15 protein-coding genes are annotated in these 15505 nt (G+C 31.6%); 13 read left to right on the forward strand and 2 right to left on the reverse strand.

All coding sequences use genetic code 11. The features are described from left to right. The first annotated feature begins 24 nt into the window (after positions 1-24). Together rsmD and coaD are read left to right on the forward strand one after the other, a co-directional pair. Positions 25-588 carry a 16S rRNA (guanine(966)-N(2))-methyltransferase RsmD gene (gene rsmD / locus ACO6VN_RS04420; protein WP_228082792.1) on the forward strand — a complete coding sequence of 188 codons (564 nt, stop codon included), beginning with the start codon at positions 25-27 and terminating at the stop codon, positions 586-588. After that, a complete protein-coding gene (gene coaD, locus ACO6VN_RS04425) occupies positions 581-1072 on the forward strand; it encodes a pantetheine-phosphate adenylyltransferase (protein WP_064204094.1) in 492 nt (163 codons plus the stop codon). The genes rsmD and coaD overlap by 8 nt, the downstream gene beginning before the upstream one ends. A gap of 54 nt (positions 1073-1126) precedes the next feature. On the opposite strand, the gene ACO6VN_RS04430 is transcribed toward coaD, so the two are convergent. Then, the gene (locus ACO6VN_RS04430; RefSeq protein ID WP_194200860.1) at positions 1127-2269 is read right to left on the reverse strand and encodes a nucleotidyltransferase; all 1143 of its coding nucleotides are present in this window, start codon (positions 2267-2269) and stop codon (positions 1127-1129) included. A gap of 125 nt (positions 2270-2394) precedes the next feature. Between ACO6VN_RS04430 and ACO6VN_RS04435 the strand changes: the two genes are divergently transcribed. The 5 genes from ACO6VN_RS04435 (at position 2395) to pheT (ending at position 7762) form a co-directional block, all read left to right on the forward strand. Then, the gene (locus ACO6VN_RS04435; protein ID WP_103268818.1) at positions 2395-2940 is read left to right on the forward strand and encodes a YceD family protein; all 546 of its coding nucleotides are present in this window, start codon (positions 2395-2397) and stop codon (positions 2938-2940) included. Between the two features lie 38 nt (positions 2941-2978). Beyond that, on the forward strand, positions 2979-3152 hold the full coding sequence (gene rpmF / locus ACO6VN_RS04440) for a 50S ribosomal protein L32 (RefSeq protein WP_017000511.1): 174 nt from the start codon (positions 2979-2981) through the stop codon (positions 3150-3152). 108 nt (positions 3153-3260) lie between these two features. Next, entirely contained in the window at positions 3261-4001 is a 741-nt protein-coding gene (locus tag ACO6VN_RS04445; protein ID WP_422404279.1) for a TrmH family RNA methyltransferase, read from the forward strand. Between the two features lie 297 nt (positions 4002-4298). Continuing rightward, positions 4299-5357, forward strand: coding sequence for a phenylalanine--tRNA ligase subunit alpha (pheS, locus tag ACO6VN_RS04450; protein ID WP_064204092.1), 1059 nt, complete (start codon positions 4299-4301; stop codon positions 5355-5357). Then, a complete protein-coding gene (gene pheT / locus ACO6VN_RS04455; RefSeq protein ID WP_216683116.1) occupies positions 5357-7762 on the forward strand; it encodes a phenylalanine--tRNA ligase subunit beta in 2406 nt (801 codons plus the stop codon). Before pheS ends, pheT begins: the two co-directional genes overlap by 1 nt. Positions 7763-7973: 211 nt before the next feature. On the opposite strand, the gene rnhC is transcribed toward pheT, so the two are convergent. Then, positions 7974-8903, reverse strand: a complete 930-nt coding sequence (gene rnhC, locus ACO6VN_RS04460; protein ID WP_017000516.1) for a ribonuclease HIII — start codon at positions 8901-8903, stop codon at positions 7974-7976. Positions 8904-9081: 178 nt separating this feature from the next. Here rnhC and zapA point away from each other — a divergent pair, with 178 nt between their 5' ends. The 6 genes from zapA (at position 9082) to trxA (ending at position 15306) form a co-directional block, all read left to right on the forward strand. Next, the gene (gene zapA / locus ACO6VN_RS04465; RefSeq protein WP_017000517.1) at positions 9082-9354 is read left to right on the forward strand and encodes a cell division protein ZapA; all 273 of its coding nucleotides are present in this window, start codon (positions 9082-9084) and stop codon (positions 9352-9354) included. Continuing rightward, entirely contained in the window at positions 9351-9878 is a 528-nt protein-coding gene (locus ACO6VN_RS04470) for a CvpA family protein (RefSeq protein WP_064211130.1), read from the forward strand. Before zapA ends, ACO6VN_RS04470 begins: the two co-directional genes overlap by 4 nt. Before the next feature lie 60 nt (positions 9879-9938). Then, positions 9939-11642 (forward strand): DNA polymerase/3'-5' exonuclease PolX, encoded by a 1704-nt coding sequence (gene polX, locus ACO6VN_RS04475; RefSeq protein ID WP_216683117.1) that lies wholly within the window; start codon positions 9939-9941, stop codon positions 11640-11642. A 26-nt stretch (positions 11643-11668) separates the two neighbouring features. Beyond that, positions 11669-14017, forward strand: a complete 2349-nt coding sequence (locus ACO6VN_RS04480; RefSeq protein WP_194200857.1) for an endonuclease MutS2 — start codon at positions 11669-11671, stop codon at positions 14015-14017. A gap of 119 nt (positions 14018-14136) precedes the next feature. Then, positions 14137-14880: an enoyl-CoA hydratase/isomerase family protein gene (locus ACO6VN_RS04485; protein ID WP_135020769.1), complete on the forward strand. Its 744-nt coding sequence runs from the start codon at positions 14137-14139 to the stop codon at positions 14878-14880. A 111-nt stretch (positions 14881-14991) separates the two neighbouring features. Further along, positions 14992-15306: a thioredoxin gene (gene trxA, locus ACO6VN_RS04490; RefSeq protein ID WP_017000523.1), complete on the forward strand. Its 315-nt coding sequence runs from the start codon at positions 14992-14994 to the stop codon at positions 15304-15306. Positions 15307-15505 lie beyond the last annotated feature (199 nt).

Below are 15505 nucleotides of genomic sequence, written 5' to 3' on the forward strand. Positions count from 1 at the left end.
TAATAATTTAAAATAAAGAAAGAGTTGATTCAATTGAGAGTTATTGGTGGAAAATATAAAAGGTTACATATAAATACAATTGAAGGCCAATCTACAAGACCAACTACCGATAAAGTAAAAGAAAGTATCTTCAATAGTTTACAAGACGTTGACGGGCTTGGCTTAGATTTGTTTGCAGGAAGTGGTGGGTTAGGTATTGAAGCATTATCAAGAGGATTAAACAAAGTTATTTTTGTAGATGGCAATTTTAAAGCGACAAAAATGATAAAAGAAAACTTGAATTTACTCAAAATCCCAGCTTCAGAGTATGAAGTGTATAAAAATGATGCTATTAGAGCTTTAAAAGCATTGAATAAAAGAGAAATTCAATTTGATTATATATTTTTAGATCCACCTTATAATAAAGACCTTATAAATAAATCATTAGAAAAAATTGAAGAATTTAATTTATTAAGTGCTAATGGTACAATTGTTTGTGAATTTGATAAATCAGAAAATATAAATACACGTCAGTTTGAAATCTTTAAAAAGTATGAATATGGTCTTACACATGTTATGTTGCTGACAAAAGGAGAGAACGATGTCTAAAAAAATAGCAGTAGTCCCAGGTAGTTTCGATCCAATTACTTTAGGACATATAGATATTATAAAAAGAAGCGCTAAAATATTTGATGAAGTACATGTCTCGGTATTAAAAAATTCTTCGAAAAAAGGTTTATTTACAAATGAAGAAAGAGTGGCATTAATAAAAGAAGCGGTCGAAGATGTACCTAATATCGTAGTACATACATTCCACGGCTTACTCGTTGATTTTTGTAGGGAAATCAATGCGACAACAATTGTTCGAGGATTGAGAGCTGTAAGTGATTTCGAATATGAAATGCAATTAACATCTATGAATAAAAAATTAGATGATGATATAGAAACATTATATATGATGACTAATAATAAGTATTCATTTATTAGTTCTAGTGTTGTAAAAGAAGTAGCGCAATACGATAGAGATGTTTCGGAGTTTGTTCCCGCCAATGTAAATAAAGCTTTAAAAGAAAAACGAGAGAACAACAAATAAACTTCATGCGATATATACTAAAGCACGAAGTTTATTTCCATTAAATAAGTTTCACTATTTTTTTATATAAACATGTTGATTAAAGTCTGTTTCTGATTCTCCAGATACATACTGGTATAAAGATGTGGCTTTAATCTCATGTTCAAAATACGAAGCAGACTTTTTGTTAACATTAGTAATAATTGGTAATGGGCATGACTCTTGTATTTCTTTAATGTATTTTCTACCTTGTTCGGACATTGCTAATACACGAATTGCTTGTGGTTTATAAGAGTTTACATCTATATTTTTGATGTTTAGTAAAGTAGCAGTTAGTAACCTTTGAATACGCGTCCAAGTATATCTTTTTGATTTAATGCGCGATACGAATTCATCGAAAGTCTGACTATCTTGTATTTCTTTCTTTAGTTTATATTCTAACCCTTCAGTCATCATATAAATTTCTTGTAATTCTTCTGTACTTGATCTCAAAATAGTCCATTTTAATAATGGGAAAAAATCACCCCAGTTTACACCTTTATGTGAACTTAATAAGTTAGTGCTAAATTCAGGTAAACTTAGTTTATATTGCTCATCATTTGAAAAGTATGCGTTTCTTATTGAGGTTGCACTGGAAATGTGTGAGCGTTGATTTAAGCTTGAATCTAGAAATAAGTTGTCTTTTCGTTGTATAGTCACTGGTTCGATATTAAGGTCGTTGTTTATTATGTGTCTGACGTATTCTATAGCCAATAAATTATTAGAGCCTGATAATAACTTTGAATCTTGAATTAATTCAGAGATGATTCTAGGGTGAGATTTTCCTTCTTTAATCATTTCCTTATATCGTATATCATTTTTTATATCTTCAATTTGACTAATAGTCTCTTTAATATCATTAATGTTTCCTGACTCGCTACCAAAAGATAAATAATTACATTTAAATTGTTCTGCTATATCAACACCACCTTGAGCAAAAAGTTCTCCGGAAGATATCGCATAAATAAGTGGTAATTCCACTACTAAATCTACATATTGAACAGCCATTTTAGCACGTTGAAATTTATTCAAAATTGCTGGTTCTCCTCGCATCGTAAACGATCCACTCATAACAGCGACTGATACATCGCTGTTTGTTATGTTTTTAGATAGTTCAGCATGATAAACATGGCCATTATGAAACGGATTATACTCTGTAATTAAAGCAATACTTTTCATTTGCAATTCCCCTCATTTCACTTCATCATTAGTATTGTATCAGATAATGAATGTTAAGAAAAAATCTTGACAAACGTTGTCGTTAAGGTTACAATAATTTTTGTGTTTGTAAGAGGTGAACCTAGATGAAGTGGTCAATAACACAACTTAATAAATACCAAGACGAACCATTTACTTTTGATAAAGAAATCGATATGAAATATCTTACTGAACGAGTAGATGAACTTATCGATATATCTCCAATAAAAGTAACAGGAGACGTACAAGTGCGAATGCATGAGATAATTGTCAATCTTGACATTAGCGGTGTATTGACGTTACCATGTGCCCGTACTTTAAAGCCAGTAGATCTACCATTTGATACTACTTCAACGGAAATATTCGAATTAGATGAGTTTAGCGATGGTGATGAAGAAGAAGACGGTCTTAGACATAAAGTCGAAGGCGGTATGATTAATTTATTACCGATTATCGAAGAACTCGTTATTTTAGAAAAGCCACAACGCGTATTTTCTGAAGGTAGTGAAGATATTTCAATGGCAGGCAATGGTTGGGAAGTTATTGGCGAAGATCAAATTGAATCAACTGAAACTTCAGATCAAGAAGATAGTGAACGTAAAGTTGATCCAAGACTTCAAAAATTACAACAATTCTTCGATGATGAAAAATAATCGAACTAGTGTTTATAAAATTTAAGGAGGAATTAAACATGGCAGTTCCAAAAAGAAGAACTTCAAAAGCAGCTAAAAGAAAACGTCGTACTCATTTCAAAATCTCAGTACCAGGCATGGTAGAATGTTCTAACTGTGGAGAAATGAAATTATCTCACCGTGTATGTAAAGCATGTGGATCATACAAAGGTAAAGAAGTCGTTTCTAAATAATAAGTTATATTACAACGTCCTTTTTAAGGGCGTTTTTTTATTTATATGAAAATATGTGGTTATCATATATAATAGATACATAAGATTACGTAAACACGAGGAGATTATATGGAAGAAATCACTTCAGCACAAAATAATAAAATAAAACAAATTAATAAATTAAAGAAAAAGAAAGACAGAATAAAACAAGGGCAATTTCTTATTGAAGGTTATCATTTAGTTGAAGAAGCATTTCGCAGTCAACTAAAAATAAATTCTTTATTATCAGTAGATTTTTCAAGATTAGATGAACAAATTATAGATTATGCGGAAAATGCTTATATTATAAATTTTAAAGTAGCTGAAGCATTGTCGGACACAACTACACCACAAGGTATATTCGCTGTTGTTGATATTCCAAATTACGAAGCAGATGTTTTTAAACAAGTGCTTATTTTAGATAGAGTACAAGATCCTGGAAACATGGGGGCACTTATTCGTAATGCAGATGCGTCTGGTATGGATGCAGTTATTTATTCTAAAGGCAGTGCAGACCCTTATCAAGATAAGGTATTAAGAGCATCACAAGGTAGCGTGTTCCATTTGCCAATCATTGAAGAAGATTTATTAACATTTATACAATCGTTTGATGGCAAAGTATTTGGAACGAGTTTACAAAACGCAGTGCCATATAACACTGTTGAAAAACAAGACAATTTTGCTTTAATTATGGGTAATGAAGGCAGTGGTGTTGATGAATCATTATTGCAGGAAACATTCCAGAACTTAATTATACCTATATATGGCCAAGCTGAAAGCTTAAATGTAGCTGTATCTAGTGGTATTTTACTCTATCACTTGAGAGGTTGACCATTCATGTATAATTTTATATAATGATTTCATAATCAATATGAGCTAATAAAAGGACGTAAATTAATGTTCGCGCATGAAAGGGAATGGATTCGTGACTGAAAAATCCTATGTTGTGACTTAATTTTTTTCATCCTTTTGGCAACTTAAAGAAATTTAAGTCGGAATGTAGATCCGTTATCAACATATAAGTGTATGCATGAGTATGTATAAATTTGGGTGGTACCACGGAAGACTTTCGTCCCTCTATTATTGAGGGGTGGAAGTCTTTTTTTTCGACTAAATAGGAGGATATATATGTCATTACGCGAGAAACTTTCAGATTTAAGACAAGAAGCGCTTGTTCGCATAAACGAAGCTAAAGCTGAAAGATCATTACAAGATGTTAAAGTAAATTACTTAGGTAAAAAAGGCGTTATTACAAGTTTGATGAAAGAAATGAAAGATTTACCTAAAGAAGAAAGACCAGAATTTGGTCAATTAGTTAACGAAGTACGTAACGCTGTTGAAGTTGAAATTGAATCTAAAAGAGAATTATTAGAAGAAGAAGCGTTAAATGAACAACTAGAGAATGAAACAATAGATGTAACTTTGCCTGGTAGAAAAGTGGCATTAGGAGCAAAACATCCTCTGACTAAAATTAACGAAGATTTAGAAGATTTATTTATTGGATTAGGATATGAAATCGTTGAAGGTTATGAAGTTGAATCGGACTATTATAACTTTGAAGCTTTAAATTTACCTAAATCACATCCAGCGAGAGATATGCAAGATACTTTCTATATTTCAGAAGAAGTTTTATTGCGTACACACACATCTCCAGTTCAAGCTAGAACTTTAGAAAAAAGAAATGGTAAAGGTCCAGTAAAAATTATTTGTCCAGGTAAAGTTTATAGACGAGATTCTGATGATGCAACACATAGTCATCAATTTACTCAAATCGAAGGATTAGTAGTTGCAGAGAACATTAAAATGAGTGATTTAAAAGGTACTCTAGAACTATTAGTACGTAAATTATTTGGTAAAGATAGAGAAATACGTTTAAGACCAAGCTTCTTCCCATTTACAGAACCTTCAGTTGAAGTAGACGTATCCTGTTTTAAATGTAAAGGTAAAGGATGTAATGTGTGTAAACAAACTGGTTGGATAGAAGTATTAGGTTCAGGTATGGTACATCCTAACGTATTAGAGATGGCTGGGTTTGACTCAAATAAATATTCTGGATTTGCATTCGGATTAGGGCCAGATAGATTAGCTATGTTGAAATATGGAATTGAGGATATAAGACACTTCTATACTAATGATGTGAGATTTATAGAACAATTTAAGCCTGTAGAAGATGGTGGTGAAGCGTAATGTTAGTAAGTAAAGAATGGTTAAATGAATTTATAAAAATAGATGCTGGTATTGAAGAACTAGCAGAAAAAATAACAAGAAGTGGTATAGAAGTAGATAGCATTACGGACTATAGTAAAGATATTAAGAAATTAGTCGTAGGTCACGTCGTTTCTAAAGAAAAACATCCAGAAGCAGATAAATTAAATATTTGTAAAGTAGATGTTGGTGAAGAAGAACATGTACAAATTGTTTGTGGTGCACCAAATGTCGATGAAGGCCAACATGTTATTGTTGTTAAAGTCGGTGGAAGATTGCCTGGCGGGGTTAAAATTAAAAGAGCTAAATTAAGAGGCGAAGTTTCTGAAGGCATGATTTGTTCTCTACAAGAAATTGGTATAGATCAAAACGTCTTACCTAAAAAGTATGCAGACGGTATTTATGTATTTTCAAATGAGCCAACACCAGGAAATGATGCGTTAGAAGCTTTATTATTAGATGATCAAGTAATGGACTTTGATTTAACACCTAATAGAGCTGATTGCTTAAGTATGCTAGGCGCTGCACATGAAGTTAGTGCTTTGTATGGTCAAGATATTAAGTATCCAAATACAAACGTTAATGAAACCAGTGCAAAAGCTTCTGATGAACTATCAATTACTGTTGAAGATACAGAAGCGGTGCCGTTTTATTCAGCTAGAATAGTTAAAAATGTCACGATAGAACCATCACCAACTTGGCTACAATCAAGATTAATGAAATCAGGTATTCGTCCAATCAATAATGTAGTTGATGTTTCGAACTATGTATTGCTTGAATACGGTCAACCACTTCATATGTTTGATCAAGATCAAATTGGTTCTAAAGAAATTGTTGCTCGTTATGCTAAAGAGGAAGAAAAAATGACAACACTTGATGATGTTGAAAGAACTTTAAAAACTTCGGACATTGTAATTACTAACGGTAAAGAACCAATCGCAATAGCTGGTGTGATGGGTGGAGATTTTTCTGAAGTAACAGAAAACACTGTGAACGTTGTAATTGAAAGTGCATTATTCAATGCAACTAATATTCGTCAAACATCTAGAAGATTAGGTCTACGTAGTGAAGCATCAAATCGATTCGAAAAAGGTGTTGCAAGTGAAAGAGTACTTGAGGCATTAAATAGAGCAGCTTATTTATTACAAGAAATCGCAGGAGCAAAAGTGTTAAACGAAGTTGTATCGGACGGAACTTTACCTGCAACTTCTAAAGTAATCAGTATTTCAACACACGATGTGAATGAGTTAATTGGATTTAATTTATCGACAGACGAGATTGATACAATTTTCAATCGTTTAGGTTTCACTACTAATATTACAGGTGAAGACTTTGAAGTAACTGTTCCTTCAAGACGTAATGATATTACAATTAAAGCTGATTTAATCGAAGAAGTAGCGAGAATTTACGGTTACGACCAATTGCCATCAACTTTACCAAACTTTGAAAATGCTACAGCAGGTTATTTAACAGATAATCAACTAAAAACACGTAAAGTAAAAGAAATTCTAGAAGGTGCAGGTTTAGACCAAGCGATAACATACTCTTTAGTGAGTAAAGATATAGCTACTCAATTTACAATCAATCAACATGATGTCGTTGAGTTGATGATGCCTATGAGTGAAGATCAAGCTGTTTTACGTCAAAGCATATTACCAAGATTGATTGATGCAACACGTTATAACGTTGCTAGAAAGAATAAAAATGTAGCATTATATGAATTAGGTAAAGTCTTTTATGGTAACGGTCAAGATGAGTTGCCAACTGAAGTGGAGTTCTTAAGTGGAATACTAACAGGACAATATTCAGGTAACCGTTGGCAACAAAAAGATGAACCAGTAGACTTTTATTTAGTAAAAGGCATCGTGGAACGTATTGCAGAACAATTAAATGTACGTTTTACATTTGAAACTACTAAAGTAGATTTATTACACCCAGGTAGAACAGCATATGTAAAATTAGATGATGAAGTAATCGGCTTAATTGCAGAGCTGCATCCAACTGTAGAGAAAGAAAATGATTTAGACCGTACGTATGTTTTTGAACTAAACTTCACTAGAATATTAGAGCATCCAGTAGGTAAAATTGAATATGCACCTATACCAAGATTCCCAGGTGTATCAAGAGATGTTGCTTTAGTTGTAGGTACTGAAGTTTCAGCTTCTTCATTAATTAATACTATTAATGAAAATGGTGAAGAAATCTTAAATCATACAGAAGTATTTGACGTTTATGAAGGTGAACATATGGAAGAAGGCAAGAAATCAGTAGCTATCCGTATAGATTACTTAGATGTTAATGACACACTAACTGAAGAAAAAGTTACAGCTGTACACAATCAAATACTAAAAGCACTAGAACAACAAGGTGCCACGTTGAGATCATAATTAACAAAACAAAAACGCCAATCCATGAGTTTACAATTCACGGATTGGCGTTTTTCATTTCGATATTTATAATATTGAATGTTTACATGAGAATTATTATTTCTTTTTACGTTTACTCATTTTTGTAATTTGTTTTCCGATAAACCATATTAAATAACACATAATAAGAATGGCTAAGATAACTTGCCAACCTATAGTTATGAGCAGCATATTAATTTCTCCTTTTACGGTTAATTAAATCTAAAACTTTTTCTCTATTTTTAAAATGTTTTTTCGAAATTTTATCGAGTTGGTGCATATCATATCTCTGAGCGATTTTAGCAGCTTCTAAATCGACTTTACTACTAGCGCCTTTAGGTATAATCATATTTAAATCTTTCGCGATTTTATCCATATGTTTTACGAAAGCATATCTAGCAATAATGCTTGCTGCAGCTATAGCAATTGATTTTGATTCACCTTTTGTTTCAAAAAATGTAATATCTTTTCTAGGCATAGGGCTTGCTGTATAGCGTTCATATGTACTAGCTTGAACAAACTGGTCAATGACAATCTGTTCTAATTCATTTTCATCTATACGTGATATAACATTAGTAATTGCTTGGTTATGTAATACAGCTTTCATTTTTACTTGACTCCAACCGTCAAGTTGCTTTTTATTATAGTTATCATTATCAAGAACTATGAGCGAATGAGGACAAATTTCAATGATTTGCTCTGCTAACTGTACAATTTTAGCATCAGTCAGTGATTTAGAATCCATAACACCTATAGTTTTTAAAATTTCTGCATTTTTCTTGGAAACATAAGCTGCACAAACTGTTAATGGCCCAAAATAATCACCACTACCTGCCTCATCGCTGCCTATAGTATTATGCTTGTCGAAATTATAAACTTTATTAGATGTACTAGTTTTTTGGGGTTGAGATGATTCGATTTTAATTCCAAGTAGTTGTGAAGCTACTTGTTCTGCATCTTTACCTTGAAACATAATTTTTTTAGAACGATAAATTTGTACTTGAGTACTTTTAATTTTTTTTCGTGCAATGGTACCATTAGGAAGACCAGTTGTTTCCATGTTATATTGATTAATTAAATGATTGATGGTTTGCGTGTCTATTACTTTAACGATATTTCCCACAATGTATATCCTGCCTTTAATATATTTTCTTAGTTAAGATTATCATAATTTTTTGGTTAAAACGAATATTCTATTGGGAAGTTAGTGGATTATCATACACAAATGAACATATGTCATGTATAATATATTATGATTAAGTATAGAATAATCCATTTATAATTTGAACAGGGGTAGTATAATGAGTGAAAACAAAAACAGAGTAACAGTAGTTATAAATGATCAACATTATACAATAATTGGAGAAGACGATCCATCTCATATTCGTTATGTAGCTGGTAGAGTAGATGAGAAGATTAAAGCATTGGGTCAATTAAATGCTGGGTTGGATACAACACGTAAATCAGTTCTCACTGCTGTAAATGTGATGCACGAGTATGTTAAATTGGAAGAAGAAAATGAAAAGCTCCAAGAAGAAATAAAACAATTAAAAAATAAAGGAAATTTAGAATGATTACATTACTAGTTATTATATGTTTAATATTAGGTGTCATCATTGGTTATAGAAGAAGTTTGGTATTAGAGTCTTTACATGCTATAAGTACAATTTCTGCACTTGTAGTAGCAGTAATTTGCTATGCGCCATTTAGTAAGCAATTACATCTTTTACTTCCTTATCCAAGTGCATCTACTGAAGGTACTAATGCAATATTTAAAAATATTAATAATGAGGATGCATTTTATAATATTATGGCAATTCTCATTTTATTTGTTTTGACTAAAATAATTTTACAAGTAATTTCCACTGTATTTGATTTTTATCATCAAATGGAATTCGGTGGTAAGTATGCGCAATACTTTGCTATGGTACTTGGTTTTATAGAAACATATATTATCGTGATTATAATACTTGCTACTGTTGCAGTGATACCTATACCTATGTTTATAGAAGCTTTACACCAATCTTCTGTAGGGAATCTTGTATTAACAAAAACACCATTCTTATCTGATTTGTTAGTAAATTGGCTTTCAAATTAATTGAATCATATTGAACTAAGTCATGGGCCAACCTATGACTTTTTTTACGGAGGAATAGATATGTTAACGAAAAAAGATATAGTGAAAATGCTTGAGACAATTGCAGTATATATGGAAATTAAAGGGGAGAATCCTTTTAAAGTATCAGCATATAGAAAAGCTAGTCAATCCTTAGAAACTGATGAAAGAACGATACAAGAAATTGACGATGTCACAACACTGAAAGGAATAGGTAAAGGTGTTGGAGATGTAATTAATGAATATTTAGAAACAGGTAAACAAAGTTATTTAGATGAACTTAAAGAAGAAATACCAGAAGGCTTGATTCCGCTTTTAAAAATTCCAGGTCTTGGCAGTAAAAAAGTCGCAAAATTATACAAAGAATTAAATATAAAAAATAAAGAAGAGTTAATAAAAGCTTGTGAAAATAATGAAGTCTCAGCTTTACCAGGTTTTGCTAAAAAAACGGAACAGAAGTTACTAGAAGAAGCTAAAGTTCTAGGACAAAGACCTGAACGTTATCCAATCAATACAATGATTAAAGCACACGAAGTGATTAATCGCTTTTTAGATGATATTGACGGCATAATTGAATATCATGTTGCGGGTAGTTTCAGAAGAATGAAAGAAACGAGCAAAGATTTAGACTATATTATTTCTACTGAAAATGAGATGGATGTTCAACAAGCGCTTTTACAATTCCCAGACATACAAGAACAAATTGCTGTAGGTAAAACTAAAGTCTCATTAGATATATTAATTGAAGAAGATGTAATAGGTGTAGACTTCAGAATGATTAAGCCTGAAGCTTTCTACCATACTTTGCAACATTTTACAGGTTCAAAAGATCATAATATAAGAATTAGGCAATTGGCTAAAGAAAGAAATGAAAAAGTAAGTGAATATGGTATTGAAGAAAGTAACGGTAATATAATTACTTATGATAATGAAAAAGCTATTTATGATCACTTCAATGTACCGTATGTTCCTCCAACTATGCGTGAAGATGGTACAGAATTTGATAAAGATATTAGTGATATTGTTCAATTAAGTGATATCAATGGTGATATCCATATGCATACAACTTATAGTGATGGTGCCTTTAAATTAGAAGAGATGATAGAAGCTGCGATAGAGAAAGGTTATCAATTCATATGTATAACTGATCATTCTAGAAGCCTTGCAGTAGCTAACGGATTATCTATAGATCGACTTTTAGAACAAAATGAAAAAATCAAACAATTAAACGAAAAATATAAAGAAATTGATATCTATAGTGGTACAGAAATGGACATTAAACCAGATGGTACTTTAGATTATCCTAACGAAGTATTAAAAGAATTAGATTATGTAATTGCTGCCATTCATCAAAGCTTTAATCAAACTGAAGAAGAAATTATGAATAGGTTAAGAAATGCATGTAAGAACCCATATGTAAGACATATAGCTCATCCTACAGGCCGTATTATAGGTAGAAGAGATGGTTATAAAGTTAATATTGAACAACTTATTGAGATGGCTAAAAAAACAAATACTGTTTTAGAATTAAATGCAAATCCACAAAGATTGGATTTAAATGCAGAAGTATTAAAAAAACATCCTGATTTAATGATTACTATTAATACAGACGCTCATCATATCGATCACTTTGATTTTATGAAATATGGCGTCGGTACTGCACAAAAAGGATGGGTCAAAAAAGACCAAGTTATAAATACTAAAGATCGTGATTCATTTAAAGAATGGATTCGTTCTAATAAATAATGTACAAATAGAAGAGGGAAGATAAAATGAATGAAAAAACATTAAAAGTTCTTGAATATCCCTTAATTATTCAAAAATTGTCAGCTCATGCTACAAGTGACATTGCGACACGCTTAATTGAAGAGCTTAAACCAAGTGATGATTATGCATCTGTTCAACATAGTATAAATGAAACGGATGAAATGACACAAATATATAATAAACATAGGGTGCCAGGATATTCAGGATTACAAGATATTAAATCTCTTGTAAGAAGGTCTGAAATAGGAAGTTTATTAAATGTCGAAGAACTTAATCAAATTAAAAGAAATATACAAGTTCAAAATAGATTTAAAACATTTTATGCAAGCATTGTAGAAGAAGATGAAGATATTCTGTATCCAATAATAGACGAACAAGTTTCTCGATTACCGGTGCTCAGTGAATTGTTAAATCAAATAAATGAACAATGTGATGAACATGACTTATTTGATACGGCTAGTCCTAAATTAGCGGAATTGAGATATCAAATTAAAAAAACGAACGATCGTATTAAATCAAGATTGGAACAAATGGTAAGATCTCAATCGAATCAGAAGAAATTATCAGATTCGATTGTTACAGTGAGAAATGATCGACATGTATTACCTGTTAAAGCTGAATACCGTCAAGATTTCAGTGGTATCGTACATGATCAGTCTGCATCCGGCCAAACTTTATATATAGAACCTAGTGCAATTGTTGAAATGCATAATCAGATTGCACAAGTAAAAGTGAAAGAAAAAGAAGAAAGAGATAGATTGCTATATATTCTTACAGAACTAGTTAGCGGTGTATCTTATGAATTACTAACAAGCACAGAAATAATGGGTCATTTAGATTTTATAACTGCTAAAGCCAAATTTGGTACGACTATAAAAGCAACAAAACCTATTCTTTCTGAAGATAGAGCTATATATTTACCTAAAGCAAGACATCCACTAATCAATGAAAATGAAGTGGTTAGCAATACGATTGAATTTAAGGAAGATATAAATGCTGTTATTATAACTGGTCCTAATACAGGCGGTAAGACAGTAACTTTAAAAACAGTTGGTTTGATCACATTAATGGCGCAATCTGGTTTATTAATTCCAACTTTAGACGGTTCAATCATTACAATATTTAAAAATGTATTTTGTGATATTGGTGACGAACAATCTATAGAGCAATCTCTATCTACTTTTTCATCACATATGAAGAATATTGTTAATATTATCGAGCACGCAGATAAAGATTCATTAATCTTATTTGATGAGCTTGGGGCAGGTACTGATCCAAGCGAGGGTGCTGCATTAGCGATGAGTATATTAGATTATACAATTGAAAGAGATGCATTAATAATGGCTACAACACATTATCCAGAACTTAAAGCTTATAGTTACAATAGAGACAAAGTGATGAATGCAAGTGTGGAATTTGATGTAGAGACTCTAAAACCAACTTATAAATTATTAATGGGTATACCGGGAAGATCTAATGCGTTTGAAATTTCGAAAAAACTAGGATTAAAAAATGAGTTAATTAATCATGCTAAATCGCTAATTGGTCAAGATGAGAAAGAAATTAATGTCATGATTGAGTCGTTAGAAAAGAATGCTAAAACAGTGGAAAACGATAGAATTGAAGTGGAAAAATTAAAACAAGAATCACAAGAACTACATCAATCACTATCTCAAGAGTTACAACGTTTTGAAAAATTCAAGACTCAATTAATGGATGAAGCACGCAATAAAGCAAATCAAGAAGTGAAACAAAAAACTAGAGAAGCAGAAAACATTTTACAAGAATTGCGAGATATGAGAGATAAATCTGGCGCTGAAGTAAAAGAACATGAATTAATTGAACGCAAAAAACGTTTAGATAACCAATATACTGCAGAATCCATTAAACAGAATGTACAGAAAGAACGTCATGATAAAATAGAAGTAGGTGACGATGTTAAAGTATTATCGTATGGACAAAAAGGTGAAGTCATTGATATTGCTAGTGATGAGGAAGCGATTGTTCAGATGGGTATTCTCAAAATGAAAATAGAAATTAAAGATTTAGAGAAACTAGATAAGAAAAAACAACAACCACAAAAAGTCGTGCCAAGAACCAATAGATCTACTATAAAAATGGATTTAGACTTACGTGGTTATCGTTACGAAGAAGCTATGATAGAATTAGACCAATATCTTGATCAAGCAGTTTTATCAAATTATGGTACAGTAAATATTATTCATGGTAAAGGTACTGGTGCGTTACAAAAAGGTGTGACAGAACATTTGAAACGACATCGTTCAGTCGACAGCTTTAGGACAGGTATGCCTTCAGAAGGTGGATTTGGTGTTACTGTAGTGACATTGAAATAAGGAGGAAACATATTGGATAATTTTGATATGTATAAGCTTGCTAAAGTATTAATCGTTATTTCTGCTTTAACATTTATAGCAGGTATCGCTTATTTAATTTTCTTATAAGGAGAAGTGTCATGATAAAAACTAATATAGAACAAAATGTTTTGTTTATTGAACTTAATAATGGCCCTGTAAATGTTTTGAACGAAGCGGTTTTAAATCAAATTATAGGAGCTATAGAAGAAATAGGATTTGGCAATGATGTTAAAGTAATAGTAATTAAAGGGAATGAGAAATGTTTTTCAGCTGGAGCAGATATCAAATCATTCCTTGAACTATCCAAGCATGAAAGGTTAAATTTAGCTTCGACAAGTGCAAAACTATTTAGATTGATTAAAACATGTCACAAACCAGTAATTAGTTCTATTCACGGCGTATGCTTAGGCGGAGGTTTAGAATTGGCTTTAGCATGTGATATGAGAATTATAACGAATGACACTAAAGTAGGGTTACCAGAAGTTAATTTAGGTATTTTTCCTGGATTTGGTGGTGTGAGAAGGCTATCTGCAATGATAGGTCAACATAAAGCACTTCAAATCGCATTAACTGGAGATATGATAAAGCCTGAAGATGTATCACATTTATTTAATGATATTGTTGAACAAAATGAATTAGATAATGTAACGAAAGAGTTAGCCTTTAACATAGCGAGTAAATCATCAGATTCTATTAAAGTAATTAAGCAAATGTCTAATCTGGATATATCATTAGAAAGTGATCAAATTGAGGAAAGACATTTCGTAGATATCATTGAAACAGAAAATGCTCAAGAAGGAATTGACGCTTTTATTTCAAAAAGAACACCTAATTTTAAGTGATTGATTAACAGTACATCATGAAGTACAATACAGTGTGAGCAAACAACATGCATCGGTCTATGAACCGTGCTATACTCACTATATCATTAATTATCAAGGAGGATATTTCCTATGGCATTAGTAAAAGCAACTGATTCAAACTTTGACGAACAAATTAAAGAAGGCGTTAATTTAGTAGATTTCTGGGCACCTTGGTGTGGACCTTGTAAAATGATTGCACCAGTATTAGAAGATTTAGCTAAAGACGTTGAAGGTAAAGCAAATATAGTTAAATTAGATGTTGATGAAAACCAAGAAACAGCAGCTAAATATGAAGTGATGAGTATTCCTACATTAATCGTATTTAAAGACGGCGAACCTGTTGATAAAGTTGTAGGTTTCCAACCTAAAGAACAACTAGAGCAAGTTTTAGCTAAACATTATTAATCTTAAATCCAATCATCAGGCTGGGACATTAATCAATGTCTCAGCCTGATTTGTTATATTGGTAATAGATGACTGGCTGGCTTACTAATGCGTTCCATTAACGTTTTATCAATACTAGTTAGAATTGCTAGAGTGGGACTATGAAATCTTATTTAAAAAATTAGATTTTTATCCTACTCTTTTTACATTGTAAATAGAA

The sequence above is a fragment of the Mammaliicoccus sp. JADD-157 genome (assembly GCF_049310805.1).
Taxonomy (GTDB): Bacteria; Bacillota; Bacilli; order Staphylococcales; family Staphylococcaceae; genus Mammaliicoccus; species Mammaliicoccus lentus.